This window comes from Alloalcanivorax sp. (genome assembly GCF_964221125.1).
Classification (GTDB): Bacteria; Pseudomonadota; Gammaproteobacteria; order Pseudomonadales; family Alcanivoracaceae; genus Alloalcanivorax; species Alloalcanivorax venustensis.
This window is the reverse complement of record NZ_CAXPXK010000100.1, coordinates 93,477-118,466: the sequence shown is the minus strand read 5'-3', so window position 1 is coordinate 118,466 and position 24,990 is coordinate 93,477. Positions and strand designations below refer to the sequence as shown.

Annotated in this window: 27 protein-coding genes; 13 read left to right on the top strand and 14 right to left on the bottom strand. The window is 67.7% G+C overall.

Annotated elements, in window-relative coordinates; all coding sequences use genetic code 11:
• Positions 1 to 21 precede the first annotated feature (21 nt).
• From murA to ACEQZD_RS12830, 3 genes are all read right to left on the bottom strand, one after another.
• Positions 22 to 1,284, bottom strand: a complete 1,263-nt coding sequence (gene murA / locus ACEQZD_RS12840; protein WP_194855062.1) for a UDP-N-acetylglucosamine 1-carboxyvinyltransferase — start codon at positions 1,282 to 1,284, stop codon at positions 22 to 24.
• 30 nt (positions 1,285 to 1,314) lie between these two features.
• Entirely contained in the window at positions 1,315 to 1,569 is a 255-nt protein-coding gene (locus ACEQZD_RS12835; protein ID WP_067605985.1) for a BolA family protein, read from the bottom strand.
• A gap of 131 nt (positions 1,570 to 1,700) precedes the next feature.
• Positions 1,701 to 2,351, bottom strand: a complete 651-nt coding sequence (locus ACEQZD_RS12830; protein ID WP_194855061.1) for a phospholipid-binding protein MlaC — start codon at positions 2,349 to 2,351, stop codon at positions 1,701 to 1,703.
• A gap of 211 nt (positions 2,352 to 2,562) precedes the next feature.
• On the opposite strand from ACEQZD_RS12830, the gene ACEQZD_RS12825 reads away from it, so the two are divergent.
• From ACEQZD_RS12825 to mgtE, 11 genes are all read left to right on the top strand, one after another.
• Entirely contained in the window at positions 2,563 to 3,531 is a 969-nt protein-coding gene (locus tag ACEQZD_RS12825) for a KpsF/GutQ family sugar-phosphate isomerase (protein WP_194855060.1), read from the top strand.
• Between the two features lie 44 nt (positions 3,532 to 3,575).
• The gene (locus tag ACEQZD_RS12820) at positions 3,576 to 4,034 is read left to right on the top strand and encodes an HAD family hydrolase (RefSeq protein ID WP_142949022.1); all 459 of its coding nucleotides are present in this window, start codon (positions 3,576 to 3,578) and stop codon (positions 4,032 to 4,034) included.
• Complete coding sequence (gene lptC / locus ACEQZD_RS12815; RefSeq protein ID WP_194855059.1) at positions 4,031 to 4,588, top strand: LPS export ABC transporter periplasmic protein LptC; 558 nt, start codon at positions 4,031 to 4,033, stop codon at positions 4,586 to 4,588. Before ACEQZD_RS12820 ends, lptC begins: the two co-directional genes overlap by 4 nt.
• Positions 4,563 to 5,153, top strand: coding sequence for a lipopolysaccharide transport periplasmic protein LptA (gene lptA / locus ACEQZD_RS12810; RefSeq protein ID WP_255442455.1), 591 nt, complete (start codon positions 4,563 to 4,565; stop codon positions 5,151 to 5,153). Before lptC ends, lptA begins: the two co-directional genes overlap by 26 nt.
• 1 nt (position 5,154) lies before the next feature.
• Complete coding sequence (gene lptB / locus ACEQZD_RS12805) at positions 5,155 to 5,880, top strand: LPS export ABC transporter ATP-binding protein (RefSeq protein WP_142948916.1); 726 nt, start codon at positions 5,155 to 5,157, stop codon at positions 5,878 to 5,880.
• A gap of 192 nt (positions 5,881 to 6,072) precedes the next feature.
• Positions 6,073 to 7,521, top strand: a complete 1,449-nt coding sequence (locus tag ACEQZD_RS12800) for an RNA polymerase factor sigma-54 (RefSeq protein WP_335629039.1) — start codon at positions 6,073 to 6,075, stop codon at positions 7,519 to 7,521.
• A gap of 41 nt (positions 7,522 to 7,562) precedes the next feature.
• Complete coding sequence (gene hpf, locus ACEQZD_RS12795) at positions 7,563 to 7,862, top strand: ribosome hibernation-promoting factor, HPF/YfiA family (RefSeq protein ID WP_142948920.1); 300 nt, start codon at positions 7,563 to 7,565, stop codon at positions 7,860 to 7,862.
• Positions 7,863 to 7,866: 4 nt separating this feature from the next.
• Entirely contained in the window at positions 7,867 to 8,340 is a 474-nt protein-coding gene (gene ptsN, locus ACEQZD_RS12790) for a PTS IIA-like nitrogen regulatory protein PtsN (RefSeq protein ID WP_142948922.1), read from the top strand.
• A gap of 20 nt (positions 8,341 to 8,360) precedes the next feature.
• Positions 8,361 to 9,215, top strand: coding sequence for an RNase adapter RapZ (gene rapZ, locus ACEQZD_RS12785; RefSeq protein WP_142948924.1), 855 nt, complete (start codon positions 8,361 to 8,363; stop codon positions 9,213 to 9,215).
• Positions 9,212 to 9,481, top strand: coding sequence for an HPr family phosphocarrier protein (locus ACEQZD_RS12780; RefSeq protein ID WP_067610995.1), 270 nt, complete (start codon positions 9,212 to 9,214; stop codon positions 9,479 to 9,481). The genes rapZ and ACEQZD_RS12780 overlap by 4 nt, the downstream gene beginning before the upstream one ends.
• 71 nt (positions 9,482 to 9,552) lie before the next feature.
• Positions 9,553 to 10,917 (top strand): magnesium transporter, encoded by a 1,365-nt coding sequence (gene mgtE, locus ACEQZD_RS12775; protein ID WP_194855057.1) that lies wholly within the window; start codon positions 9,553 to 9,555, stop codon positions 10,915 to 10,917.
• Here the strand turns inward: mgtE and ACEQZD_RS12770 are convergent.
• From ACEQZD_RS12770 to pmbA, 3 genes are all read right to left on the bottom strand, one after another.
• Entirely contained in the window at positions 10,914 to 11,852 is a 939-nt protein-coding gene (locus ACEQZD_RS12770) for a BPSS1780 family membrane protein (protein WP_370185961.1), read from the bottom strand. The genes mgtE and ACEQZD_RS12770 overlap by 4 nt on opposite strands.
• Entirely contained in the window at positions 11,839 to 12,651 is an 813-nt protein-coding gene (locus ACEQZD_RS12765) for a BPSS1780 family membrane protein (protein ID WP_370185959.1), read from the bottom strand. The genes ACEQZD_RS12770 and ACEQZD_RS12765 overlap by 14 nt, the downstream gene beginning before the upstream one ends.
• A gap of 70 nt (positions 12,652 to 12,721) precedes the next feature.
• On the bottom strand, positions 12,722 to 14,077 hold the full coding sequence (gene pmbA, locus ACEQZD_RS12760) for a metalloprotease PmbA (protein WP_214012207.1): 1,356 nt from the start codon (positions 14,075 to 14,077) through the stop codon (positions 12,722 to 12,724).
• Between the two features lie 52 nt (positions 14,078 to 14,129).
• Between pmbA and yjgA the strand changes: the two genes are divergently transcribed.
• Complete coding sequence (gene yjgA / locus ACEQZD_RS12755) at positions 14,130 to 14,666, top strand: ribosome biogenesis factor YjgA (RefSeq protein ID WP_214012208.1); 537 nt, start codon at positions 14,130 to 14,132, stop codon at positions 14,664 to 14,666.
• Positions 14,667 to 14,817: 151 nt separating this feature from the next.
• Here yjgA and ACEQZD_RS12750 read toward each other — a convergent pair whose 3' ends face one another.
• From ACEQZD_RS12750 to ACEQZD_RS12715, 8 genes are read right to left on the bottom strand one after another with little or no spacing between them, the layout of a single operon-like run.
• A complete protein-coding gene (locus tag ACEQZD_RS12750; protein ID WP_194855053.1) occupies positions 14,818 to 15,282 on the bottom strand; it encodes a cyclic nucleotide-binding domain-containing protein in 465 nt (154 codons plus the stop codon).
• Positions 15,282 to 16,745, bottom strand: coding sequence for a metalloprotease TldD (gene tldD / locus ACEQZD_RS12745; RefSeq protein WP_214012209.1), 1,464 nt, complete (start codon positions 16,743 to 16,745; stop codon positions 15,282 to 15,284). The genes ACEQZD_RS12750 and tldD overlap by 1 nt, the downstream gene beginning before the upstream one ends.
• Positions 16,735 to 17,610: a carbon-nitrogen hydrolase family protein gene (locus tag ACEQZD_RS12740; protein WP_370185956.1), complete on the bottom strand. Its 876-nt coding sequence runs from the start codon at positions 17,608 to 17,610 to the stop codon at positions 16,735 to 16,737. Before ACEQZD_RS12740 ends, tldD begins: the two co-directional genes overlap by 11 nt.
• A complete protein-coding gene (locus ACEQZD_RS12735) occupies positions 17,603 to 21,433 on the bottom strand; it encodes a YhdP family protein (RefSeq protein WP_370185954.1) in 3,831 nt (1,276 codons plus the stop codon). Before ACEQZD_RS12735 ends, ACEQZD_RS12740 begins: the two co-directional genes overlap by 8 nt.
• Before the next feature lie 15 nt (positions 21,434 to 21,448).
• Positions 21,449 to 22,027 carry a nucleoside triphosphate pyrophosphatase gene (locus ACEQZD_RS12730; RefSeq protein ID WP_142948937.1) on the bottom strand — a complete coding sequence of 193 codons (579 nt, stop codon included), beginning with the start codon at positions 22,025 to 22,027 and terminating at the stop codon, positions 21,449 to 21,451.
• Between the two features lie 41 nt (positions 22,028 to 22,068).
• On the bottom strand, positions 22,069 to 22,563 hold the full coding sequence (gene mreD, locus ACEQZD_RS12725) for a rod shape-determining protein MreD (RefSeq protein WP_228547871.1): 495 nt from the start codon (positions 22,561 to 22,563) through the stop codon (positions 22,069 to 22,071).
• Positions 22,553 to 23,434, bottom strand: a complete 882-nt coding sequence (gene mreC / locus ACEQZD_RS12720; protein ID WP_335629032.1) for a rod shape-determining protein MreC — start codon at positions 23,432 to 23,434, stop codon at positions 22,553 to 22,555. Before mreC ends, mreD begins: the two co-directional genes overlap by 11 nt.
• 21 nt (positions 23,435 to 23,455) lie before the next feature.
• Positions 23,456 to 24,493 (bottom strand): rod shape-determining protein, encoded by a 1,038-nt coding sequence (locus ACEQZD_RS12715; RefSeq protein WP_067604874.1) that lies wholly within the window; start codon positions 24,491 to 24,493, stop codon positions 23,456 to 23,458.
• 206 nt (positions 24,494 to 24,699) lie between these two features.
• Here ACEQZD_RS12715 and gatC point away from each other — a divergent pair, with 206 nt between their 5' ends.
• A complete protein-coding gene (gatC, locus tag ACEQZD_RS12710; RefSeq protein ID WP_067604856.1) occupies positions 24,700 to 24,987 on the top strand; it encodes an Asp-tRNA(Asn)/Glu-tRNA(Gln) amidotransferase subunit GatC in 288 nt (95 codons plus the stop codon).
• Positions 24,988 to 24,990: the final 3 nt, after the last annotated feature.

Genomic DNA, 24,990 nt, shown 5'->3' with positions numbered 1-24,990 from the left:
GGTTTCCATCGGCGCCACGCTTCAGCCGGGTACGCGGCGAATCACGGCGCCCAGCGATTGCAGTTTTTCCTCGATGCACTCGTACCCCCGGTCGATATGGTAGATACGCTGCACGGTGGTGTCGCCCTCGGCGACCAGGGCGGCGATCACCAGCGACGCCGAGGCGCGCAGGTCGGTGGCCATCACCGGCGCGCCGGTGAGGCTGGCCACGCCGCGGCAGATGGCGGTGTTGCCCTGCACTTCGATGTCGGCGCCCATGCGGTTCATTTCCTGCACGTGCATGAAACGGTTTTCGAACACCGTCTCGACAATGGTGCCGGTGCCTTCCGCCACCGTGTTCAGGGCGGTGAACTGGGCCTGCATGTCGGTGGGCATGGCCGGGTACGGCGCGGTGCGCAGGTTCACCGACTTGGGCCGGCGGCCTTCCATGTCCAGGCTGATCCAGTTGTCGCCGGTCTCGATCTTGGCGCCGGCTTCCTTGAGCTTGTGCAGCACCGCGTCGAGCAGGCTCGGGTCGGTGTCCTTGCACTTGATGCGGCCGCCGGTGATGGCGGCGGCGATCAGATAGGTGCCGGTCTCGATGCGGTCGGCGATCACGTCATGGTGGCAGCCGCCCAGCTTGGGCACGCCTTCCACGGTGATGGTGTCGGTGCCGGCGCCGCTCACCTTGCCGCCCATGCGGTTGATGAAGTTGGCCAGGTCCACCACTTCCGGCTCGCGGGCGGCGTTTTCCAGCACCGTGGTGCCGTCCGCCAGCGCCGCCGCCATCAGCAGGTTTTCGGTGCCGGTCACGGTGACCGTGTCCATCACGATGCGCGCGCCCTTCAGGCGGCCGTTGGATTTGGCGTGTACGTAGCCGTTGGCCACCACGATCTCGGCGCCCATGGCCTCCAGGCCGCGCAGGTGGATGTCCACCGGCCGCGAGCCGATCGCGCAACCGCCGGGCAGCGACACCGAGGCCTCGCCGAAGTGGGCCACCATCGGCCCCAGCACCAGGATCGAGGCGCGCATGGTTTTAACCAGCTCGTAGGGCGCGGTGAGCTCCTGGATGGTGGTGGGGTTCACCTCCACGTTGAGCTTGTCGTCGATCACCACGTGCACGCCCATGCGGCCGAGCAGCTCGATCAGGGTAGTCACGTCCTGCAGGTGGGGCAGATTACCCACCGTGACCGGCTCCCCGGCCAGCAGGGTGGCGGCCAGGATCGGCAGCGATGAGTTCTTGGAACCGGAAATGCGGATTTCGCCGTCGAGACGCCGACCGCCAGTGATGATCAATTTGTCCATGGAGCTTCCTACGCGGAAAAGACGGTACGGTCAGGCAAGGCCCATTTTCTGGGCTTTTTCCCATTCGGCACGGGTAAAGGTCTTGATCGAGACGGCATGAATGGAGTTATCGGCGATCTGCGGGTTGATGCAGCTGTACACGAGCTGCTGTTTCTTCACCGGCATCAGGCCTTCGAAGGCATCGGATATCACGCGGATCAGAAAGCGGTCGCCTTCCCCTTCCACGGCCACATCGGCATCCTCGAAACCGGCTTCCACCAGCGCCTTCACGTCTTCCGATTTCATGATCACTCCTCGTTTCAATGAACGGGTAATGATACGCGAGGGCGCGGTGGCTTGTCATTGTGAGGGCCGGCCATCCGGCGGCCGGCGCTCCGGGGGCCGGCCATCCAGGGGCCGGCCGCCCGGCGGCGGGGTCAGGCGCCGCTGCCGGTCTCCACGTCCACTTTCTCTTCCAGGTCGGCGCTTTCCGCGGACCAGCTGTCGATCACCTTGTCCAGGTCACCGAGCTGCTGCATGGACTGGGCGAACTGGGCCCGGTACACGTCGCGCAGGTCCAGGCCGTTGACGTACACATTGACCACCTTCCACTGGTCATCGGACTGGAACAGGGTGAAGAACACCGGAATCACCTTGCCGTCGTTGGTGGTGCCTTCCAGCCGCACCCGGGCGTAGTTGCCCTTGCGGTCTTCCTCGCGCATCGGCAGCACGCGGATCTCCTGGCCCTGGTAAAGGGTCACGCCGGAGGCGTAGGTGTTGATCAGGCTGTTCTTGAACACTTCCAGGAACTCGTACTTCTGGTCCCGGCTGGCCTGGTCGAAGTGCTCGCCCATCACCATGCGGGTGATGCGCTTGAAATCCACCAGCGGCACCAGCTCCTCGCGGACCAGCTCACGGGCGTAGCTTTCGTCCTTTTCCAGCCGCTCGCGCTCGGCGTCGATACGGCTGGTCATCCGCTCCACGGTCTCCTGGACCAGATCGCGGGGGTCCTGGGCGGCCTGGGCGAAGCCCGCCGAGACCAGCATAAGCAGCGCCAGCGTGGCCGCGAAGCCTTGTTTGAAGATCATACGTCACTCCCTGTCGTGTCTGAGGATGCTAGTTTTTACGGCGTTCACTCCGAACTGTCCAGCCAAGGCCTCTACGAAGCACTTTTTGTGCGAGCGGGCCCAGCCCGCTCCCACAATCAATTGGAACATCCGAACGCTTAAGGGTTCCAAGGGCAGTCAGCGGCGCTTCGGCCAGTGTATAATCTCCGCCAGCGAGGAGACACGAATCATTATGAGTCATAACCACATCGCCACCGCCCGCCGTGTTCTGGACGTGGAAGCGCGCGCCGTGGCCGCGCTCGGCGAGCGCGTCAGCGACACCTTCGAGCAGGCCTGCGAGCTGCTGCTGGCCTGCAAGGGCCGGGTGATCGTGACCGGCATGGGCAAAAGCGGCCATATCGGCAGCAAGCTGGCGGCCACCCTGGCGAGCACCGGCACCCCGTCGTTCTTCGTCCACCCCGGCGAGGCGTCCCACGGGGACCTGGGCATGATCACCACCGAGGACGCGGTGCTGGCGCTGTCCAATTCCGGCGAAACCGGCGAAATCCTCACCATTATTCCGGTGATCAAGCGCAAGGGCGCGGTGCTGATCAGCATGACCGGCCGCCCCTCTTCGTCCCTGGCGCAGCTCTCCGACGTGCATCTCGACGTGGGCGTGGAAGAAGAGGCCTGCCCGCACAACCTGGCGCCCACCACCTCCACCACCGCCGCGCTGGCCATGGGCGACGCCCTTGCCATCGCCCTGCTCGAGGCGCGCGGCTTCACCGCCGAGGACTTCGCCCTCAGCCATCCGGGCGGCAGCCTGGGCCGGCGCCTGCTGCTCAAGGTCGACGACATCATGCACGCGGAAGAGCGCCTGCCCCGGGTCAACCGCGACGCCAGCCTGTCCGACGCCCTGCTGGAAATGACCCGCAAGGGCCTGGGCATGACCACCGTGGTGGACGACGACGGCCGCCTGATCGGCATCTTCACCGACGGCGATTTGCGCCGCACCCTGGAAAAGGGCCTGGATATCCGCCAGGCCGGCATCGCCGACGTGATGTCGCCGCGCCCGGTGACCATGCCGCCCGGGCACCTGGCCGCCGAGGCCCTGCAAATCATGGAGACGCGCAAGATCAACGGCCTGGTGGTGTGTGACGCCGACCAGCGCCCGGTGGGCGCCCTCAACACCCAGGACCTGCTGCGCGCGGGGGTGATGTAGTGACCTTGCTGGTGTCCAGCGCCGACGCGCGCAACCTGAAACTGATGGCCTTCGACGTGGACGGCGTGCTCACCGACGGCCGCCTCTATTACGGCCCCGACGGCGAAGCGCTCAAGGTGTTCAACACCCTGGACGGTCACGGCCTCAAGAAACTGGCCGCCAGCGGCGTCACCCTGGCGCTGATCACCGGCCGCGACACGCCCATGGTGGCCCGCCGCGCCGCCGAGCTGGGCATTCAGCACGTGATCCAGGGCCGCGAGGACAAGGGCGTGGCGCTGGCCGACCTGGCCGCCTCGCTGGGCGTGACCGCCCGCGAAACCGGCTACGCCGGCGACGATGAACCGGACGTGCCGGCCCTGCAGTGGGCGCAGATCGCCTTCGCACCGTCCAGCGGCCACGACTGCGCGCGGGCGGCGGCCGACCACGTGACCCGCGCCCGAGGCGGCGAAGGCGCGGTGCGCGAAATCTGCGACGCCCTTCTCGAACACCGGGGTGACGCGTGAAACGGCAGGGCCTGCTTAGCGCCTCCGGCATCCTGCTGCTGGGCTTGATCGTGCTGATGACCCTGCACGAGTGGGACAACCCTCTGGAAGAGGACCGCGAGGCGTTTCTCAACGCGCCGATGATCATCGCCGACCGGATCGTCGCCAAAGCCTACGACGAAGAGGACGGCCGGGTGCAGTACCGCCTGGTGGCGGATCACTTGGAGCAGTACGAACGGGACGCGCTCACCACCCTCACTGAACCGGTGTTGCGCATGGACAACAGCAACGGCCTGTGGACGATCCAGTCCCGCCGTGGTGAAGTGCGCGACAACGGTGACCTGATTGTCTTCACGGACCAGGTGGAAGCGCGCAGCGAAAGCAACGGCGTCACCCTGGACACCGAGGAACTGCAGTACCACAACGACACTAACCGCGTGGTCTCCCCCGGCGAGCTCGCCATGCGCCACCGCGACGGCCGCACCCGCGCCGGCGCCATGGAAAGCGATCTGACCAGCGGCGAAATGACACTCAAGCAAGGAGTGGTAAGTGAATTCACAGGCAGCACGGAATAGGTCCGCCCTGGGCAAGGCTCTGCTGGCTCTGGCGTTGACCGCGCTGACCGCCGGCGCCGCCGCCCAGCAGCCCACCGGCCCGGTGGAGGTGAGCGCCGATGAGGCCACCTTCGAACAGAGCGCCGGCACCGGCGTGTATCGCGGCAACGCCGAGCTGATCCAGGGCAAGCGGCGCCTGAACGCGGATGTGATCCGCCTGTTCACCGAGAACAATGAACTGATGCGGGTGGAAGCCACCGGGTCGCCGGTGCGCATGGTGGAAGGCAAGGAATTGAACGCCCGCGCCGACAAGCTGGTCTACGACCTGGCGCAGCGCAGCCTGGTGCTCACCGGCAACGCCCGCGTCACCCACCAGGGCAACACCTTCGAAGGCGCCAAGGTGGAGTACAACCTGGATTCGCGCCGCGTGGACGCCAGCAGCGAAGGCGACAAGCGGGTCCGTCTGGTGATCCCGGCCAAGAACGCCGAGCAAGCCAGCGAGGACGCCGAGCCGGAGGAGCAGGACAACGGCGAACCGGCCCAGGACGCCCCGGCCGCGCAACCCGACAATGCGGAGACCCCCTGAGATGGCACATCTGAGCGCCCATAACCTGGCCAAGAGCTACAAGAGCACCCGCGTCATCGAGGACGTCTCCCTGGAAGTGGAAGCCGGCCAGATCGTCGGTCTGCTGGGCCCCAACGGCGCCGGCAAGACCACCTGCTTCTATATGATCGTGGGCCTGGTGGCCGCCGACGCCGGCCGCATCGAGATCAACGGCAACGACATCACCCACCTGCCCATGCACGGCCGGGCCAAACGCGGCATCGGCTACCTGCCCCAGGAGGCGAGCATCTTCCGCCGCCTCACCGTGGAGCAGAACATCATGGCGATCCTGGAAACGCGCAAGAGCCTCAGCAAGGCGGAGCGCAAGGAGCAGCTGGAGAAACTGCTGCAGGAATTCCACATCGACCATATCCGCGACAGCATGGGCATGAGCCTGTCCGGCGGCGAGCGGCGGCGCGCGGAGATCGCCCGCGGTCTGGCCACGGACCCGGACTTTATTCTGCTCGATGAGCCCTTCGCCGGGGTCGACCCGATCTCCGTGAACGACATCAAGAGCATCATCCGCCATCTCAAGGACCGCGGCATCGGCGTGCTGATCACCGACCACAACGTCCGCGAGACCCTGGATATCTGCGACACCGCCTATATCGTCAGCACCGGCCATATCATCGCCGACGGCGACGCCGACACCATTCTCGGCAACCAGCAGGTGCGCGACGTCTACCTGGGCGCCGATTTCCGGCTCTAGTGGCGACAAAAGCGGCGGCGGGCGCCGCCGCGCCTTGCGCACCGCCCAAACCCTTGCATATAGTGGACGCCTTCCCGCCGCATCGCCCTACACCCTTCCGCCGGACAACACAATAGCTGGCATGATTATTGCTTAATTTCGATTGATGCTGCTATGCTCCAACCCTCGGGATCGAGCAACCAGACACGCAGCATGAAACCCTCCTTACAGCTTCAAATCGGCCAGCAGCTGACCATGACGCCCCAGCTGCAGCAGGCAATCCGCCTGCTGCAGCTGTCGACGCTGGACCTGCGCCTGGAGATCCAGCAGGCGGTGGAGACCAACCCACTGCTGGAAATTGAGGAAGGCGCCGAGGATTTCAGCGCCGATGACGGCGAGTACGACGCCGACGCGGACCTGGACGTGGAGCGCAGCGACGCCCTGGAAGACCTGGTGGACGGCCCGGTGGAGACCGACAGCGACTGGGACGACCTCTACGTGGGCCAGAGCAGCCCCGGCGGCGAAAGCGAGGACGCCGACGCCTGGCAGCAGCGCCACGCCAACCCGGACACCCTGATCAGCCACATGGAGTGGCAGCTCAACCTGACGCCGATGAGCGACCGGGACCGGGTGATCGCGCAGATCATCATTGAAGCCCTGGACGAGCGCGGCTTCGTCACCGTGCCCCTGGAAGACCTGGTCACCACCGCCCATAACGAAATCGCCGACCCGGACGACCCGGTGGAAGACGATGAAGTGGTGGCGGTGCTGCACCGGCTGCAACAGTTTGACCCGGTCGGCGTGGCCAGCCACGACCTGGCCGAGTGCCTGGGCGTGCAGCTGGCCCAGCTGCCCGAGGACACTCCGCATCTGGACCACGCCCGCGCGGTGCTGGCGCACCAGACGCTGCTGGAAAAACACGATTACGCCGGCCTGCGGCGCGCCCTGGGCGCCACCGAGGAGGCCCTGCTCGCGGCCATGGCCCTGCTGCGCGGCCTGGACCCGGCCCCGGGCCAGCAGATCGGCGGCGAGAGCGCCGATTACGCAGTCCCCGACGTGGTGGTCAGCGCCCACAAGGGCGGCTGGCGGGTGGCGCTCAACGAGGCGGTGCTGCCGCGCGTCAACCTCCACGCCCAGTACGCCCAGATGGCCCGCCAGGTCGGCGGCGAGGACGGCCAGTACCTGCGTAACTGCATGCAGGAGGCCAAATGGTTCCTGAAAAGCCTGCAAAGCCGCCACGACACCCTGCTGAAAGTGGCCAGCCGCATCGTCGAGGTGCAGCAGGACTTCTTCAACTACGGTGAAGAGGCGATGAAACCGCTGGTCCTGGCGGACATCGCCGAGGCCGTGGGCATGCACGAGTCCACCATCAGTCGGGTCACCAACCAGAAATTCATGCTCACGCCCAAGGGCGTGTTCGAGCTGAAATATTTCTTCTCAAGTCACGTCGACACGGACGGCGGCGGTGAGTGTTCCTCCACCGCCATTCGTGCCATCATTAAGAAGCTGGTCGCCGCCGAGAGTCCTCGCAAGCCGCTCAGCGACAACAAGCTGGCGAGCTTGCTGAATGATCAGGGGATCAAGGTGGCGCGCCGCACGGTCGCCAAATATCGCGAGGCGATGCGCATCCCGTCCTCGAGCGCCCGCAAGCGTTTGGTGTAGGCGCGCGGAGGATGGGTCTTAACGAGGTATAGGAGCCAGCCATGCAAATAAACATCAGTGGTCACCACCTGGATATCACCGACGCCCTGCGTGACTATGTGGACGAAAAGTTCGCCAAACTGGAGCGCCATTTCGATCAGATCACCAGCATTCAGGTGATCCTGTCTCCGGAGCCCAAATCCCACAAGGCCGAATCCACCATCCACATCTCCGGCGCCGACGTGTTCGCCACCGCCCACGCGGACGACATGTACGCGGCCATTGATGCGCTGACCAACAAGCTGGACCGGCAAATCCTCAAACACAAAGAGAAGACGGTGGACCGTAAACACGGTCATTAACCCTATGCGAGTACGTGAATTGCTCAGCGAAGACCGCACCTATAACGACGTGTCGGTCACCAGTAAAAAACGGTTGCTCGATCAGATCGCCCAGCTGGCCGCGGCCAGCTGCGGCGGCCTCAACGAGCAGGAAGTGTTCGACGCCCTGGTGGCCCGGGAAAAACTCGGGTCCACCGGCATCGGCGAGGGCATCGCCATTCCCCACTGCCGGCTGGGCCACTGCGAGGGCGCGGTGGGCCTGCTGTTGAAGCTGGAAGACGCGGTGGACTTCGACGCCGTCGACGGGCGCCCGGTGGATCTGGTGTTCGTGCTGCTGGTGCCGGAGCAGAACCCGGAACAGCACCTCAAGACACTCAGCCACCTGGCCAGCCTGTTCAACGACGATGACTACCGCAGCGACCTGCGACGGGCCCACAGCAACCAGCAGTTGTTCCAGGTGGCGGTGGAATCGGAAGCGGAACTACGCCTCGCGTCCTAGCCCTTACCGGTTGCCCCCTTATGAAGCTCACCATTCTCAGCGGCCGCTCCGGGTCGGGTAAAACCACCGCCCTGCAGGCCCTGGAGGACCACGGTTACTATTGCGTGGACAATCTGCCCCTGGGGCTGTTGCCCACCCTCACGGAACAGCTCGACACCGAGGAACACGCCCCCGAGCGGGTGGCGGTGGGCGTGGACGCGCGCAACCTGCCCCGCCAGCTGCTGGCGTTCAAAAGCATCATCAAGGCACTGAAAAACCAGCAGGTGGAGACCGAGGTGATCTTCCTCGACGCCGACCCGGGCACCCTGCTGGAGCGCTTCAGCGCCACCCGCCGCCGCCACCCGCTCAGCGACGACGACCGCACCCTGGCCGACGCGATTGAGTACGAAGCGCACCTGCTGGCCGACATCCGCATGCTCGCCGATCTGGTGATCGACACCAGCAGCCTGGACGTGCACACGCTGCGCAACCTGATCCGGCAAAGGGTGGCCCGCCGCGACGTCAATCTGTCGCTGCTGATCGAATCCTTCGGCTATAAAAACGGCCTGCCCCGCGACGCCGACCTGGTGTTCGACGTGCGCGCCCTGCCCAACCCGCACTGGCACAACGAGCTGCGGCCGCTGACCGGTCGCGACGAGCGCATCGCCGAATTCCTGCGCGGGCACCCGGAGAGCGAGCTGATGCTGGAAGACATTTTCCACTTTCTGAACCGCTGGCTGCCCACCTACGCGGCCAACGACCGCAGCTATGTGACGGTGGCCGTGGGCTGCACCGGCGGCCGTCACCGTTCGGTCTATATCACCGAGCAGCTGGCCCACCGGCTGCGTAACCAGGGCGTGCCCTTGCACGTTCGCCACCGGGAGCTGGATGGATGATTGAACAGGACCTGGCCATCACCAACAAGCTGGGCCTGCACGCACGCGCCGCCGCCAAGGTGGTCAGCGTGGCTTCGCGCTACAGCTGCAGTATTCAGGTGATTCACGGAGAACGCCGCATCGACGCCAAGAGCATCATGGGGCTGCTCACGCTGGGCGCCGCCAAAGGCACCACCCTGCGGGTGTGCGTGGACGGCGAGGACGAACAACCGGCCATGGACGAACTCACCGATCTGTTCCAGCGCAAGTTCGACGAAGGCGAGTAGGCCGCTTTTTTAAAGCTTTGATCCTCCGGTAATGCGCGGTGGTGTAAACTGGCGCGCCTAAGGAGGGAACCATGACCGCAGAACAAACCCGCCACCGCCGAAATCTGAAAACGGTCAACCGTGCCCTGGCCAGCGGCACCTTTTCGGAAGTGCGGCAGGTGCTCAACAACCTGCCCGGCGCCGAAGCCGCGCACCTGATCGAGTCCTCCCCGCCCCGCGAACGCGAAATCCTCTGGCAGCTGCTCAACCAGGAGCAGGAAACCGAGGTGCTGCAGTATCTCGGCGAGGAAGTGCGCGTGGAGCTGCTGCGCGACCTGCCCACCGAAGAGCTGGTGGAGCTGATCGAGGACCTCGACACCGACGATCTGGCCGACCTCCTTCAAGAACTGCCGGAACAGGTCACCAGCCGCGTGCTGGCCGGCCTGGACGCGCAGAACCGGGAACGCCTGGAACAGGTGATGAACTACCCGGAGGACACCGCCGGCGGCCTGATGAACACGGACGTGATCACGGTGCGCCCGGAGATCACCTTCAGCGTGGTGCAGCGCTATCTGCGACGCCTGGGCGATATCCCCAAGACCACCGACAACCTGCTGGTGGTCAACCGCAAGAACCAGTTCGTCGGCGTGCTGCCGCTGACCCGCGTGCTGATATCCGACCCCGGCACCTCGGTGCGCGAAGCGATGATCACCGATGTAGAAGCGATCCCCGCCACCCAGGACGCCCACGAAGTGGCCAAGCTGTTCGAACGGCTGGACCTGGTGACCGCCCCGGTGGTGGACGACAACGGCATGCTGGTGGGCCGGATCACCATTGACGACGTGGTCGACGTGATCATGGAAGAAGCCGAGCACTCGCTGATGGGCATGGCCGGCCTGGACGAGGACGAAGACACCTTCGGCTCGGTCTGGCACACGGTGCGCCGCCGGGCGCTGTGGCTGGGCATCAACCTGCTCACCGCCCTGGCCGCCTCGGCGGTGATCAGCCTGTTCGAGGATACCCTGGAGAAAGTGGTGGCCCTGGCGGTGCTGATGCCGATCGTCGCCAGCATGGGCGGCATCGCCGGCAGCCAGACCCTGACCCTGGTGATCCGCGCCATGGCGCTGGGACAGGTGCAGGCGGGCAACACCCGCTATCTGCTCACCAAGGAACTGGCGGTGGGCGCGCTCAACGGCCTGCTCTGGGCGCTGGTGATCGGCGCCACCGCCGCGCTCTGGTTCGACGACCCGAGCCTGGGCGTGATCATCGGCTGCGCCATGATCCTCAACCTGGTGGTGGCCGCCGGCGCCGGCGCCCTGATCCCGATGGTGATGAAACGGATGGGCATCGACCCGGCCCTGGCCGGGTCGGTGGTGCTGACCACCGTCACCGACATCGTCGGCTTCATGGCCTTCCTCGGTCTCGCCACCCTGCTCTACGCCAACCTGGTGGTCTAAGCGAGTTCGGGCGTCGCTTCCGGCTCATCATCCGCGCCGAAGATATCCCGGAACGAGGCGTACACCGACACCGTCAGCACCGCCATCAGGAACAGGCCCAGCACCAGCGCCAGCAGGCTCAGCAGCACCATGGCCAGCGCCCCGGAGACACCCGGGCCCAGCAGGGTGCTGGTCAGCACGAACAGCAGCGCGAGCGCGCCGCCCACCGCCAGCATCACCAGCAATACCACCAGGCTGTACCAGAGCATCGGCGCCCAGTTCTTGAGCACCGCGATCAGGCTTTCCCCCAGCGCCTGGAAGCCGTTGCGCCCGCCGAAGTACACCAGCGGCGCCTGGAACCAGATCAGCGCCATATAGGGCAGCGACAGTGCCGTCACCAGCAAGCCGGTGAGCGCCATCTTTGCGCCGTCCAGACCGGCGCTGATCTCCGGCACCGGCTCCAGGGCGTTGCCGAAGGCGGAGCTGAAGAAGGCGGCGATATCCGGGCCGAACGCCACCCACACCAGGGCCGCCATCAGCGCGGTGAAGCCGATCTGCAGCAGCAGCTGCATCAGCCCGGCGAGAAACAACGCCCCGGTGCGGTTGGAAAAGCCGGCGAACAGATCGCCGAACTCGAAGTCGTCGTCGCCCCAGCGCCGCCAGGCAAGATGGAACAGCCCCGCCGCCAGCACCGGCGAAAACAGGGTCGGCACGAAGCTGCCCAACACCGGCACGAACAGGCTCAACAGGCTGATGCCCAAAATCACCGCGAAGAACACCAGCACGGCCAGGCACCAGAGCACCCAGTTGGTGGCCACCAGCGACCAGGCCCGCTTCCACCACAGCCAGCCGTGCCCCACCGGACGGCGGCGGGCGCGGCCCACCGTCGCCTCGCCGGGGCGCGGCGTCTCCAGCAACGCCGCTTGTGGCCCCTGGTAGGGGTTATTCGGCTCCATGTTCGGCACCGTCGGCGGGGCTGGTAAGCACCTGCCGGAACGACACATAGTAAGCGCCGGCCAGAATCGGCATCACGAACAGCAGGCCCAGCAGCAGCGGCAGGGCCGCCACCATGATGATCAGCATCACCACGATGCCGTACACGATCATCGGCAGCAGGTTCTTCATGCAGGCGCGGAAGCTGACCCCCATGGCGCCGCCCAGCCCCATGCCGCCCAGCATGATCAGCGGCACGGCGAAGTAGAACAGGAACATCACCAGGGTGAACACGATCAGGAACAGCGGCAGCATGATCGCCATCATCACACCCATGCCGCTGCTCATCGCCTGCGGGTCCATGGACTGCAGCGACATGGAGCCGCCCATGAAAATCGCCATCAGACCGCCGACCACCAGCAAGGCGCCCAGGTAGACGCCGATCTGCACCAGCGCCAGCAGCAGCAACGGCCCGGTGCGCTCGGAAAAGCCGGCGAACAGATCGCCGAAATCGGAGCGCCCGTCGGTGGCGATACGGTGGAACAGCTTCACCAGCCCGGCGTACAGCAGGGTGGTGATAAAGGGCTGCGCCAGAGGCCCCAGGAACGGGATCAACTGCAGCCCCATGGTGATCACCATCACCAGCACCAGGGCGCCGATCACCACGCCCCAGTGGCCACTGAGCATTCTCATCCCCTCACCGAGCCAGCCCAGCGCCTGGCCCACGGTGACTTTGTGCGGACCGCCCAGCGTAAAGGTCCCCTCGCCTTGCGGGCTGGTCACGTTGGTTTCCGGTCCTTGGTAAGGATTCACTTCCGTCATGAATATTCCCCTGAGTTTCAAACGAATTAACAACCAATAGAAAAAATGGCGGGTGACGCCGCCGGCGACCTCAGGCGCCGGCGATTTTCATCGGGCTCAGCAACAGCGAGCCGCACGCGATATTGCCGCGGCGGTCCACGTCCGTGCCACTGCCCTGGATGCCGGCGAACATCTCCCCCAGATTCCCGGCAATGGTAAACTCCTGAAGCGGTTTGCGTATGACACCGTTCTCAATCCAGAAACCCGAGGCGCCCCGGGAGTAATCACCGGTGACCAGATTAACGCCCTGGCCCATCACCTCGGTGACCAGAATGCCCCGGTCGATGCGCCGCACCAGGGCGTCGAAATCCTCGCCGGTATCCGAGATCGACAGGTTGTGCACGCCGCTGCCGTTGCCGGTGGGCGCCATGTCGAGCCGGCGGGCGGCGTACAGGCCCAGCGCGTAGCGGCGCAGCACCCCGTCTTCCACGAACGCCTGGTCCCGCGTCGCCAGACCGTCGCCGTCGAACGGCGCCGAGCCGTTGGCGCCCGGCAGCAGCGGTTGCTCGCGCACATCGATGCCTTGCGGGAACAGCCGCTCGCCGAGCCGGTCGCGCAGAAACGAGGCGCGCCGGTAGAGGCTGCCGCCGCTGATCGCGGAGATAAAATGGCCAAGCAGGCCGGCGGCGATCTCCGGCGCCAGCAGCACCGGCAATTCGGCGGTGTCGGGGATTTCCGCGCCCAGCCGCGCCAGCGTGCGCTCGCGGGCCCGCTCACCGACCTGCTCGGCGGAGGCCAGCGAATCCGCGCGGCGGCCGGCGTCGTACCAGAAATTGCGCTGCATGCCCTGGTCGTCCTCGGCCACCACCGCGCAACTGCGCGAGTGCATGGTGCCGGCGTAGCCCTGAAGGAAGCCGGCACTGGTGCCCAGCACCCGCAGGCTGCTGCCGGTGGACACCGAGGCGCCCTCGGAATTGACGATGCGCTCGTCGTCGCGGGCCACCGCTTCGCAGCGCAGGGCGTCGTCGATGGCCTGCTCGGTGCTCAGCGCCCAGGGATGGTACAGGTCCAGGTCCGGTATCCGGTCGGCCAGCTGCTCGGGGCTGGCGATGCCGGCGTACTTGTCCTCTTCGGTGTGACGGGCGATGGCGCAGGCGGCGGCCACCGCGTCGCGCAGGCTCTGCGGGCTGTCGTCGGAGGTGGACGCCTGACCCTTGCGCTGGCCGAAGAACACCGTCACCGCCAGGCCCCGGTCGCGGTGAAATTCCACCGTTTCCACTTCGCCCAGACGGACGTCCACGGACAACCCCTGGGCCAGGCTCAGCTGGGCTTCGGCGGCGCTGGCGCCCTGGCGTTTCGCCTCTTCCAGCACCTGTGCCACGGTGTCGCGGGCGGCCCCCAGATGCTGCGGGCCGAGATTCGCTGTCACGCTGGCGTTTTCGGACATAAAATACGTTTTCCATTCAATGCATTATTGGAAGCGCTGCTTCCCTGGAATCATGACCGAGTATAACGATACCCCCGCCAGCAAAACACGCCGCAAGCAGGATATGCAGGCACTCCAGGAAGTGGGCTTGACCCTGATGGGCCTGAAACCGGAGCAGCGCGCCCGCCTGCCGCTCACCGACGGCCTCGAGAAAGCCCTCGACGAAGCGCGCCGCATCACCAACCTGGACGCCCGCCGGCGCCATGCGCTGTTCATCGGCCGCCTGATCTACGACGCCGACAGCGACGCCATCGTCAGCGCCGTGGAGGCCCTGCAGAACCCGCTGCGCCAGCAGCGCCTGCAACACTGGACCGAACAGATCGCCGCCTGCGACGGCCCCAAGGAGGCGGAGCCGGTGCTGCAGCAGGTGCTCACCGAATACCCGGAGGGGGATCGCCAGGCGCTGCGCAACCAGGCCCGCAACCTGATCAAGGCCCGGCCCGCCGACCCGGACGCCGCCGACGCCGACCAGCGCGCCCGCTTCAAGCGCGAGCGCAAACGCTTCCAGAGCCTGCTCAACGACCTCGAAAAGAACGCGCCGCTGTACTAATTGTGGGAGCGGGCCCAGCCCGCGAAAGGGAGCGAAGCTCCCGGCAGGATGCCAGAGACTCCTCTAAGGGCAGCACCATCAGCGTCTCTGGAATCCCGCCGGGTGCCTAGAGCCACCCTTTCGCTTGCAAGGCAAGCTCCCACAAGGCTGGCTAGCCCAGCGGTGGCATGAACTGGGCGAGGCGGGAAGAAGTCTGGCGCAGGTTCTCGCACAGGAGCCGGGCGATGTTCTCCATCAGCACGGCGGCGGCGCGCGGTTCCCGGCGGCGCAGCTGCTCGAAGCCCTTGCGGGTGAGCACCACCAGGGTAGTGTCCTCGGCGGCGCGCACCGTGGCGGAACGGGGCTGGTGATCCACCAGCGCCATTTCGCCGAGGGAATCGCCGGGGTTGAGATGGGCGATCACGGCCGCCCCACTGGCGTTTTGCGCCTTGAGGATGTCCAGGCGGCCGCGCACCACGAAACAGAGGAAGTCACTGCGGTCGCCCTCGCGGCAAACGGTGTCGCCGGCGGCGGCGCGGTTGACGAACACCAGCTTCTCCGCCACCGCCAGCTCGTCGGCGTTAAGACCGTCGAACAGGCGCATGCGCGCCAGGACTTCCGGCACCGACACCGGCATCAGGCCGTGCCGCCCACCGTCAACGCGTCCACCCGCAGGGTGGGCTGGCCGACGCCCACCGGCACCGACTGGCCGTCCTTGCCGCACACGCCGATGCCGGAATCCAGCGCCAGGTCGTTGCCGACCATGGAGATGCGGTTCATCACTTCCGCGCCGCTGCCGATCAGGGTGGCGCCCTTCACCGGGCAGACGATCTTGCCCTTCTCCACCAGGTAGGCCTCGCTGGTGGAGAACACGAAGCGCCCGGAGGTGATGTCCACCTGGCCACCGCCGAAGTTCACCGCGTAGATGCCCCGGTCCAGGCTGGCGAGAATCTCTTCCGGGTCGGATTCGCCGGGCAGCATGTAGGTGTTGGTCATGCGCGGCATGGGCAGGTGGGCGTAGGATTCGCGGCGGCCGTTGCCGGTGGGCGCCACGCCCATCAGGCGGGCGTTGGTCTTGTCCTGCATGTGGCCGACCAGCTCGCCGTTCTCGATCAGGGTGTTGTAGCCGCCCGGGGTGCCTTCGTCGTCGACGGTGAGCGAGCCGCGCCGGTCCGGCAGGGTGCCGTCGTCGACCACGGTGCACAGGCTGGACGCCACCTGCTGGCCCATCATCTTGGCGAACATGGAGGTGCCCTTGCGGTTGAAGTCGCCCTCCAGGCCGTGGCCCACCGCTTCGTGCAGCAGTACGCCGGGCCAGCCCGGACCCAGCACCACCGGCATGGTGCCCGCCGGCGCCGGTTCCGCGTCCAGGTTGAGCAGCGCCTGGCGCACCGCGTCGCGGGTCCAGGTTTCCAGCCGGCCGTCCTGGCGCAGCCAGTCGTAGGCCACCCGGCCACCGCCGCCGGCGCTGCCGCGCTCGCGGCGGCCGCCCCGTTCCGCGATCACGGAAATATTGAAGCGGATCAGCGGCCGCACGTCCGCCGCCAGGGTGCCGTCGGTGGCAGCCACCAACACCACGTCCTGCTCGCCGCTCAAACTGACGGTGACTTCCTTCACCGCCGGGTCCAGGGAGCGGGCCAGGCGGTCCATCTCCTGCAGCAGCGCCACTTTCATCTCGCTGCTCCAGCCGGGCAGCGGATCCAGCGCCGGATAACGGGCGGGCATGGTCTTGGCGGCGCCGATGCGCACCGATTGATCCTTGCCCTGCCGGCCGATGGCGGCGGCGGCGCTGCCCGCCTGGGTGAGCGCGTCCAGGGAGATGTCGTCGCTGTAGGCGAAACCGGTCTTGTCGCCGCTGACCAGACGCACCCCGGCGCCGCGCTCCAGATTGAAGCTGGCGTCGCGCACCAGGCCGTCCTCGAGAATCCAGGCCTCGTGGCGGCTGTGCTGGAAGTAGACGTCGGCGTAGTCGGCGCGCCCGGCCAGCTTGCCGCCCAGCAGGCTCTGCAGCTGGTCGGTGCCCAGTTGGGCCGGGGCCAGCAGAATGTCCGAGGCCAGGGAAAGCCGTTCGCTGTCGGAGGTCCGTTGGTTAGAGATCATAAGGACCGTTCACCTTGAATCGTTGATGGGTGTGCACCGGCAGGCCGGAGCGTACTTGATCGAGCACGGCGGGGTCGACGGTGCCGAACACCACGCCGGGGCGGTCCGCCTGGTCGCCTTCGGCGCCGGCCACCACCCGGCCCCAGGGGTCCACCAGCATGGAATGGCCGAAGCTGGCGCGGGTCTCGCTGTGCCGGCCGCACTGGTTGGCGCCCAGCACGTAGCAGCCGTTCTGCACCGCGCAGGCGCGCAATAACAATGCCCAGTGCGCGGCGCCGGTGGTGGCGGTGAAGGCGCTGGGATAAACGATAAGACCGGCGCCCCGGTCCGCCAGCACCCGCGCGTGCAGCGGAAAACGCAAGTCGTAGCAGATCGCCAGGCCCACCTGCAGGCCGGCGGCGGTGGCCACCACCGCCTGCTCGCCAGGCTCGAACACGTCCGATTCCCGGTAACGGCCCTGGCGGTCGCTCACGTCCGCGTCGAACAGATGCAGTTTGTCATAGAGAGCGGTGATCTCGCCGTCAGGGCCGGCCAGCACGCTGCGAGTGCGCACCCGGGGCGCCGGCACCGGTTCGCCGCCGGGCCGGGTCAACGCCGGGATGCTGCCGCCGATCACCCACAGGCCGAGGGTCCGGGCGCGCTCGATCAGCCAGCCGCACAGCTCGCCGTAGCGCTCGCCCAGGGCGCGGTAGTCGACGCCGTAGCCGGCGAAGTTCTCCGGCAGCACCGCCAGCTCGGCGCCGCCCTCGGCGGCGCGGGCCAGGGCCTCGCCGGCGGCGCGCAGGTTGGCGTCGGTGTCGGCGCCGCTGGTCATCTGCACGGCGGCCACGCGACAACGCGCCGTTGCGTCCTGCTTGTTACTCAAGAAAGCCCTCCGTCTCCTTCACCTGGGGATCCTGCCAGGGGCCGGATACCTGGTATGTGATGGTGGTGGTTTTATCCAGCTTATCACCCCAAAGGCGTTCCACCACAAAGATACCGGCGCACACCGCCGGCCCGGCGATGCAGCCGGCGTAGAGGTTACTGGACAGCGGCAGCGTCATGGCCACTTCCTGATTGAGGGTCTGCGCGGCCAGATCGGCCTGGCCGTTGATCTCGAAGGCGGCGGACGGCGATTCGATGGACACGTCGCGGGCGGTGAGCGCGGCGCCGTCGAACACGAAGTCGCCTTTGATCGAATCGCAGCTCAGCCCGTCCTGGTAGAGGTCGGAGAAATCCAGACGCAGCCGGCGCTGGATGTTGGCCACGTTAAGCACCCCCAGCACGCGCAGCACCGAGGTGCGCTTTTGCGGATCGGGAATCAGGCACTCGCCGATGTCGAGCCGGGCGTCGCCGGTCAGGGCCAGATAGTCCGGGCTCAGCGGCCAGTCCGGCCAGGACAGATCCAGGGTGGCGCGGGCGTCGTCGCTTTCCAGCAACACCGGCAGGCCCCAGGCGGTGAGGGTGTCCTTGAGATCGCCCGAGACCACACTGCCCTGGTAGCGGGTGCGCTGGCTGCCCGCTCCGGTCTCGGTCCAGGTGAGGTTGCCGTCCACCTGGACGCCACGCCATTCGCCGCGCAGGGCCTCGGCGCGCGCGCCGCCGTCCACCGGGCGGATGCGGGTGGACCAGTCGCCCAGCACTTCGCGCCCGATGCGGGCGTCGGTAAGGGTCACGTCCATCACCGGTACGTCCGTGGGCGACGGGCGCCGGCCGTTGTCGCCCGCCTCGCCGTCGGCGCCACCGGTGAGCGGATTATCCGGCAGCCGCAGCCGGCTGATGGACAGCGTCATCGGCCGGTCGCCCCGGGGCCGGTAGTTGGCGGGCAGGCGCAGCGTGCCGGCCAGAGCCGGCGCCGCCATATTGAATTCCCAGCCGCTCTGGTGGGGCGCGGCGATAAACCGGGCGTCGGACAGGGCCACGCCGAACAGGTCCAGATCGGCCACCGTGACCGCCACGCGGCGGACCAACGACGGCGACACGGGGCCACCGTCGCCCTGCCCGCCGCCTTTGTTCAGGCCCTGCACGAAGTCCAGCCAGTCGGCGGCCCTGGCGCGCTCCGCCCGGCCTTCGATCACCAGCCCCCGCTCGGGCAGCGCCGGCGGCGCCACGCCGCCCAGGCCCAGGGCGCCGGCGAAGTTGTCGCCGGTGCGGAAGCGGCCGCGCGCCACCTCGCCATAGTCGACGCTCAGGCTCTGCTCGCGGCCGGCGCGCCACACCAGCCGGCTGCCGCGCACGCTGCCGGCGCTTTTGCCCAGGGGCGTGGGGGCGTCCACCTTGACCCCTTCCAGGGTGGAACGCGCCTCCACGCGCAGCGGCATGCCCCGCCAGGGCATGCCCAGGTCCAGCTCCAGCGGCAACCGGCCGCTCACCGGCACCGGCCAGTCCATCCCCGACCAGTCGCGCAGCCGCGCCACCGGCAAGGCGCCGGTGAGCTGCATCTGGCTGTCCGGCCCCCGCGTCAGCCAGGAGCCGGTGAAGCGGCCGCCCAACGCCTTGCCCTCCAGGCGGGGCATGTTGATGCCTTCGCGCAGGTGGAAATAGACCGGCGCGGTGACATCGGTGACGGTGAGATCCAGAGACTCATTGGCCAGCGTGACGCCGTCGCCCCGGCCGTCGACTATCACCATCGGCTCGCTGCCGTTTTTGGTGAGCGGCAGATCCAGCAGCAGGTGCCCGCCCACCTGGCCGGCGCGGAACCGCCAGTCAAGCAGCCCGTCGGGCAGCTGCCCGGCGAGCGGCGTGTCGTGGAAAACACGGTCCAGATCGGTGGCCGGGCCCTGCACCTGCCCCTGGATCACCAGGTGCCGGCGCGAGGGGTCGTCCACCGCCGGCAGGTCCACGGTGACCCGGCTCAGTTCGCTGTCGAACAGGCGTCCACCGGCGACCTGGCCGCTGACTTCGCGGCCGTCGATCAGCACGTCCGCCTGAATGCCGGTGGCCACCGGCCAGTCGGGCAGGAAGGACAGGGCCATATCCCGGCCCTGGAAGCGCATCTGGAAGGTGCGGTCCTGCTGCCGTTGCGGGTCGATTTTAATCGGCCCCCGGTAGAGGAATCGGCCTTCGTCCAGTTGCCCGCCACGGAACGCCTGGGCCAGCCATTCACTGAGCGGGTCGGGCAGCCTTTCCATGGGAATGTAGTGCGCCGCCCGCGCCGCGTCGCCGTCGTGCAGGTCGGCGAGCAGGCGCAGCTCCGGCACCGGCAGGCCGTCGCCGCCCTCCAGCCGGAACATGGCGACGCCCCGGGCGTCGGCGTTGGCGGCCATCAGGGTGCCGGTCTCCACCGACCAGCGGCCGGCGTCGCTGAACCAGCGCAGCACGCCGTTGAACCGGGTGCTCAGGGGGTGATCGTAGAGCCGGGGCACGGTGAGCTGCAGCGGGTCGCCGTTGACGCGCGCCACGCCGTGGCGGGGGCCGCCGGCCACCCAGCCGTTCAGGCCGCGGGCGCCGGGCACCCGGTCCAGGGCGTCGGCGGCGAGGCCGGCGAAACGGGCCTGGATGGCGTCCACGCGGCCTTCCACGCCGGCCAGATAGAGCTGCTGCAGCACGCCCCGGGGCTGATGCTCGCGCAACCGGGCGCGGATGGTGCCCAGCCCCTCGGGCAGCACGAACGGCCACTCCGACAGTTGCCGGCTGAGCGCGTGGATCGCCAGGTCCTCGCCCTGGAAACGCCAGTGCGCGCCGCCTTCGGCGATCCGCCAACGGAGCGCCACCGGGCCCGGAGCCACCGCGCCGGCCGGCGTCTGGCCGCTCAGCGAGGTCACCGACAACTGGCCGTCGCCGTTGGGCCGCCGGCTCAGCTGGGCGTCCAGATTGATATCGGTGAGCGGCCACGGCTGGTCGCCGTCGGTAAGGGTGACGGACGGCGCGCCCAGGCGCACCTGGGCGGAGCGCACCTGGCCGCCGGAGATGGCGGTCCAGGCGCGCACCCGGCCGTCCAGCCCGGCCAGATCCAGCGGCCAGTCCCGCGCTTCGGGCAGCCACTCGTGCAGGCGCTCGCCGTTGACGTCCAGATAGCCGCGCGCATTGAGCTGGTCCAGGCTCAGCGGGTCGCCGTCCACGCGCAGGCGGGCGTCCACCGAGAACGGCCGGTCGCGGGCTTCCACCCGCACCGACACCGCATGGCCGTCACCGCTGTTGTCCACGGCCAGGGTCAGGGAGGACGCCGCCAGCGGCGGCAGGCCCGGCCAGTCCAGCGAGAAGCGCGCGTCTTCCACCAGAATGCGCTGCTGCCGGTAGAGCGCGCGCAGGCTGTCGGCCGGGTCGCCCTGCTCCCGGTCCTGCAGCGCTTCCAGGCCGCGCAGGCGGATGCCGCCGTCCTCGCCCCGGACCAGGTGCACGTCCACGCCCTTGATGCGCAATTCCCGCAGGTAGAGGTCGCGGTGGAACAGGGTGGGCAGAATCGACACGCTGGCGGACACCTGGTCCAGGCGCAGCGCCGGCTCCCCTTCCGCGTGCGGCAGGGTCAGGCCGCGCACTTCGAAGCGCGGGGTGAGGCCGTCCATGCTGCCGTCCAGCTGCTCGATCACGATGGCGAAGCCGAGATGCTCCTCGAGCACCGCTTCCAGCTCCTGGCGGTAATCGGGCACCAGCAGCATCAATTGGCGCGCCACCACCACGTAGGCCGCCAGCAACAGCACCGGAATCGCCACCAGCCACCATAGCCGGCCACGCAGGGGGGATCTCCAGCGAGGGCTTTCGTTTTTCACCGTGGCCTCAGTCGATCAACAGGGTTGCCAGTAGGGCACGCCGGCCCATTCCAGGAGCGGCACCGTTTCTTCCAGGGGTAAGCCGACCACCCCACTGTAGCTGCCGCTCAGCGACGCCACCAGGGCCGCGCCCAGGCCCTGGATGCCGTAGGCACCGGCTTTATCGCGCCCTTCGCCGGTGGCCACGTAGGCGCGCAGGCGCTCATCGTCGAGCGCGCGCAGCCGGACCCGGGTCTCGGAGAGCGCCAGGCGCGGGGTGTCGCCGGCCATCACGCAGACCGCGGAGAGCACCCGGTGTTCCCGGTCCTGCAGGTCGCGGAGCATGGCCAGGGCCTGGTCGTCGTTGTCCGGTTTGCCCAATACCCGCTCGCCGAGTACCACCGCGGTGTCGGCGCCCAGCACCGGCTCCGGGCCGGGCGCGGCGGCCCGGCCGGCGGCGGCTTTTTCCCGCGCCATGCGGGCGACATAGTCGCGGGGGGCTTCGCCGGCGTGGACGGTTTCGTCAATGCCCGGTGCTTTCAGCACCGTGAAAGGCACGCCGATTTGCGCCAACAGTTCCGCCCGCCGGGGCGAGCCGGATGCGAGGTAAAGCATGGAGCGCTCCTTGGTTCCGGGGGCTCAACGGGGCCGCGCTGTCAGCGCACCAGAAAGCGGTGCTGGGTCCAGCGCAGCGCCGTGCACAGCGGCCGCCAGAGCACCGCGCTGGCGGCGGCGGAATAGAGAATCGTATAGGGAGGATACAGGGTCCGACCGACGGACTCCTGCACCAGGTAGGCGATCAGATTGGCGGAGCCCACCAGCAGGAACACCACGGCGCTTTGCTGCAGCAGCGGAAACACCCGCATGCGCTTGTAGGCGGCCAGCATGAAGTAGGCGCCGAAGGCGTAGGACAGGGCCCACTGGCCGAGGGTGGCGCCCACCAGCACGTCCAGGTAGAGCCCCACCAGAAAGCCCCACAGCACGCCGATGCGGTGCGGCAGCGACAGCACCCAGTACAGCAGCACCAGCAGCATCCATTCCGGGCGCACCCAGTCCAGCGTCTGGTTAAGGGGGATCACTTCCAGCAGGGCGGCGACCACGAAGGTCACCAGAATCACGCCGGTGCCGGCCGGCCGCTCGTTATTCATCATCGGGCAGCTCCTCGGGCGTCGTCTCATCGGAAGGCGACTCGGGGGCCACGTCCGGGATCGATACCGGTTCCATGGACTGCACCAGCAGCACATGGCTGACCCGGTCCAGGCGGGCGGTGGGGCGCGCCTCGATGTCGGCGAAGGCGGCGCCGGACTGGTGGCTCACGCGGCTCACCCGGGCCACCGGGTAGCCGCGCGGGTAGAGCTGGCCGAGGCCGGTGGACACCAGCAAGTCGCCCTCCTTGATGTCGGCGGTATCGGGCACGTACAGCAGCCGCAGCCGGCTGCCCTGCCCGGTGCCGGCCAGAATCGCGCGCACCCCGTTACGGTTCACCTGCACACTCATGGCGTGGCTGGCGTCGGTGATCAGCAGCACCCGCGCGGACAGCGGCCCGGCTTCCACCACCTGGCCGATCAGCCCCTGGGATTCCAGCACCGCCTGCCCCTGCAGCACGTCGTCCTGGCCGCCCTTGTTGATCACCAGCTCCTGGCGGTTGGGGTCCGGGTCGACGCCGATGATCTCCGCCACCAGCACCGACGCGTCCAGATTGGCGGAGGAGTTGAGCAATTCCCGCAGACGCACGTTTTCCGCCTGCAGCACCGCCAGACGCTGGACCTTCTGCTCCAGGATCAGCACCTGGCGCTCCAGGCGCTCGCGGGATTCCATCAGGTTGGAACGGGTTTCGGACAGGCGCCCCAGCCAGCGGGCGGAGTCCACCGGCAGGTGGGCCAGGTAATGGACCGGGGCGGTCAGATAGCCGACGCCGTAACGCAGCGGCTCCACCCACTTACTGCGCTGGTCCAGGGCCATCAGAACGACGGCCAGCACCAGCGCGATCAGCAGGCGGTAGGTGGGGTTGGCGGAATACATCTCGGGCGGACCGGGCGGGCCTTAGCCCATGGCCAGCATGTCCAGACCCTGGGTATCCATCAGCTCAAGGGCCTTGCCGCCGCCCCGCGCCACGCAGGTCAGCGGGTCGTCGGCGATGATCACCGGCAGGCCGGTTTCCTCGGTGAGCAGGCGGTCGATGTCGCGCAGCAGCGCGCCGCCGCCGGTCAGCACCAGGCCGCGCTCGGCGATGTCCGACGCCAGCTCCGGCGGCGAGGCTTCCAGCGCGTTCTTGACCGCGTTGACGATCACCGAGAGGGGGTCCTTGAGGGCTTCCAGGATCTCCTCGGAGTTGAGCGTGAACTGGCGCGGCACGCCCTCGGCCAGGTTACGGCCGCGCACGTCGATCTCGAGGATCTCGCCGCCCGGATAGGCGGTGCCGATCTCGTGCTTGATGCGCTCGGCGGTGGATTCGCCGATCAGCGAGCCGTATTCCTTGCGCACGAAGGCGACGATGGCCTCGTCGAAGCGGTCGCCGCCGGTGCGCACGGATTCGGAATAGACCACGCCATTGAGGGAGATCAGGGCGATTTCGGTGGTGCCGCCGCCGATATCCACGACCATGGAGCCGCGCGCCTCTTCCACCGGCAGGCCGGCGCCGATGGCGGCCGCCACCGGCTCTTCGATCAGATAGACGTCACGGGCCCCGGCGCCGAACGCGGAATCCTGGATCGCGCGGCGCTCCACCTGGGTGGATTTGCAGGGCACGCACACCAGCACCCGGGGCGCCGGCGGGAAGAAGCCGGTGTCGTGCACCTTCTTGATGAAGTACTGCAGCATCTTCTCGGTGACGTCGAAGTCCGCGATCACGCCGTCCTTCATCGGGCGGATGGCGGTGATATTGCCGGGGGTGCGCCCCAGCATCCGCTTGGCGTCGGCGCCCACGGCGGCGACGCTTTTCTGCGCGCCATGATGACGAATGGCCACCACCGAGGGCTCATCCAGTACGATACCGCGCCCGCGAACGTAAATAAGGGTGTTGGCGGTGCCAAGGTCGATGGAAAGATCGGTGGAGAACATCCCCCGAATGCGCTTAATCACGGACATCCTGGCCTGTTTCCTGAGGGTCGTGGAGAAAAGAGGGTGTTGCCGGCGGGCCTGTTCACGCCCTTGCAACAGAATGGCGCAACTCTAGCAACGGCGCCGGGTTTCGGCAAGCGAACCCGGTCCCATACGCTCTTCACGGTTTGTCCGCGCCCCGGTCTGTGGTAATTTTGCGCCCTTCCCAGCCTTTGCGGAGAACGCCCATGGCCATTGATTCCAAGGTGGTGGCGCGCGCGGCCCACCTGGCCCGCCTGCGGGTGGACGACAGCGAGACCGCGGAGCTGTCCGCCCGCCTTAACGACATCCTCGGCATGGTCGACCAGCTCCAGCAGGCGGACGTGGACCAGGTCGAACCCCTGGCCCACCCCCTCGAGGTCAGCCAGCCCCTGCGCGACGACCGGGTCACCGAACCGGACGTGCGCGACAAGGTCCTGCCTCTCGCGCCGGCCAGCGAGGACGGCTGTTTCCTGGTACCCCGAGTGATTGAGTAACCA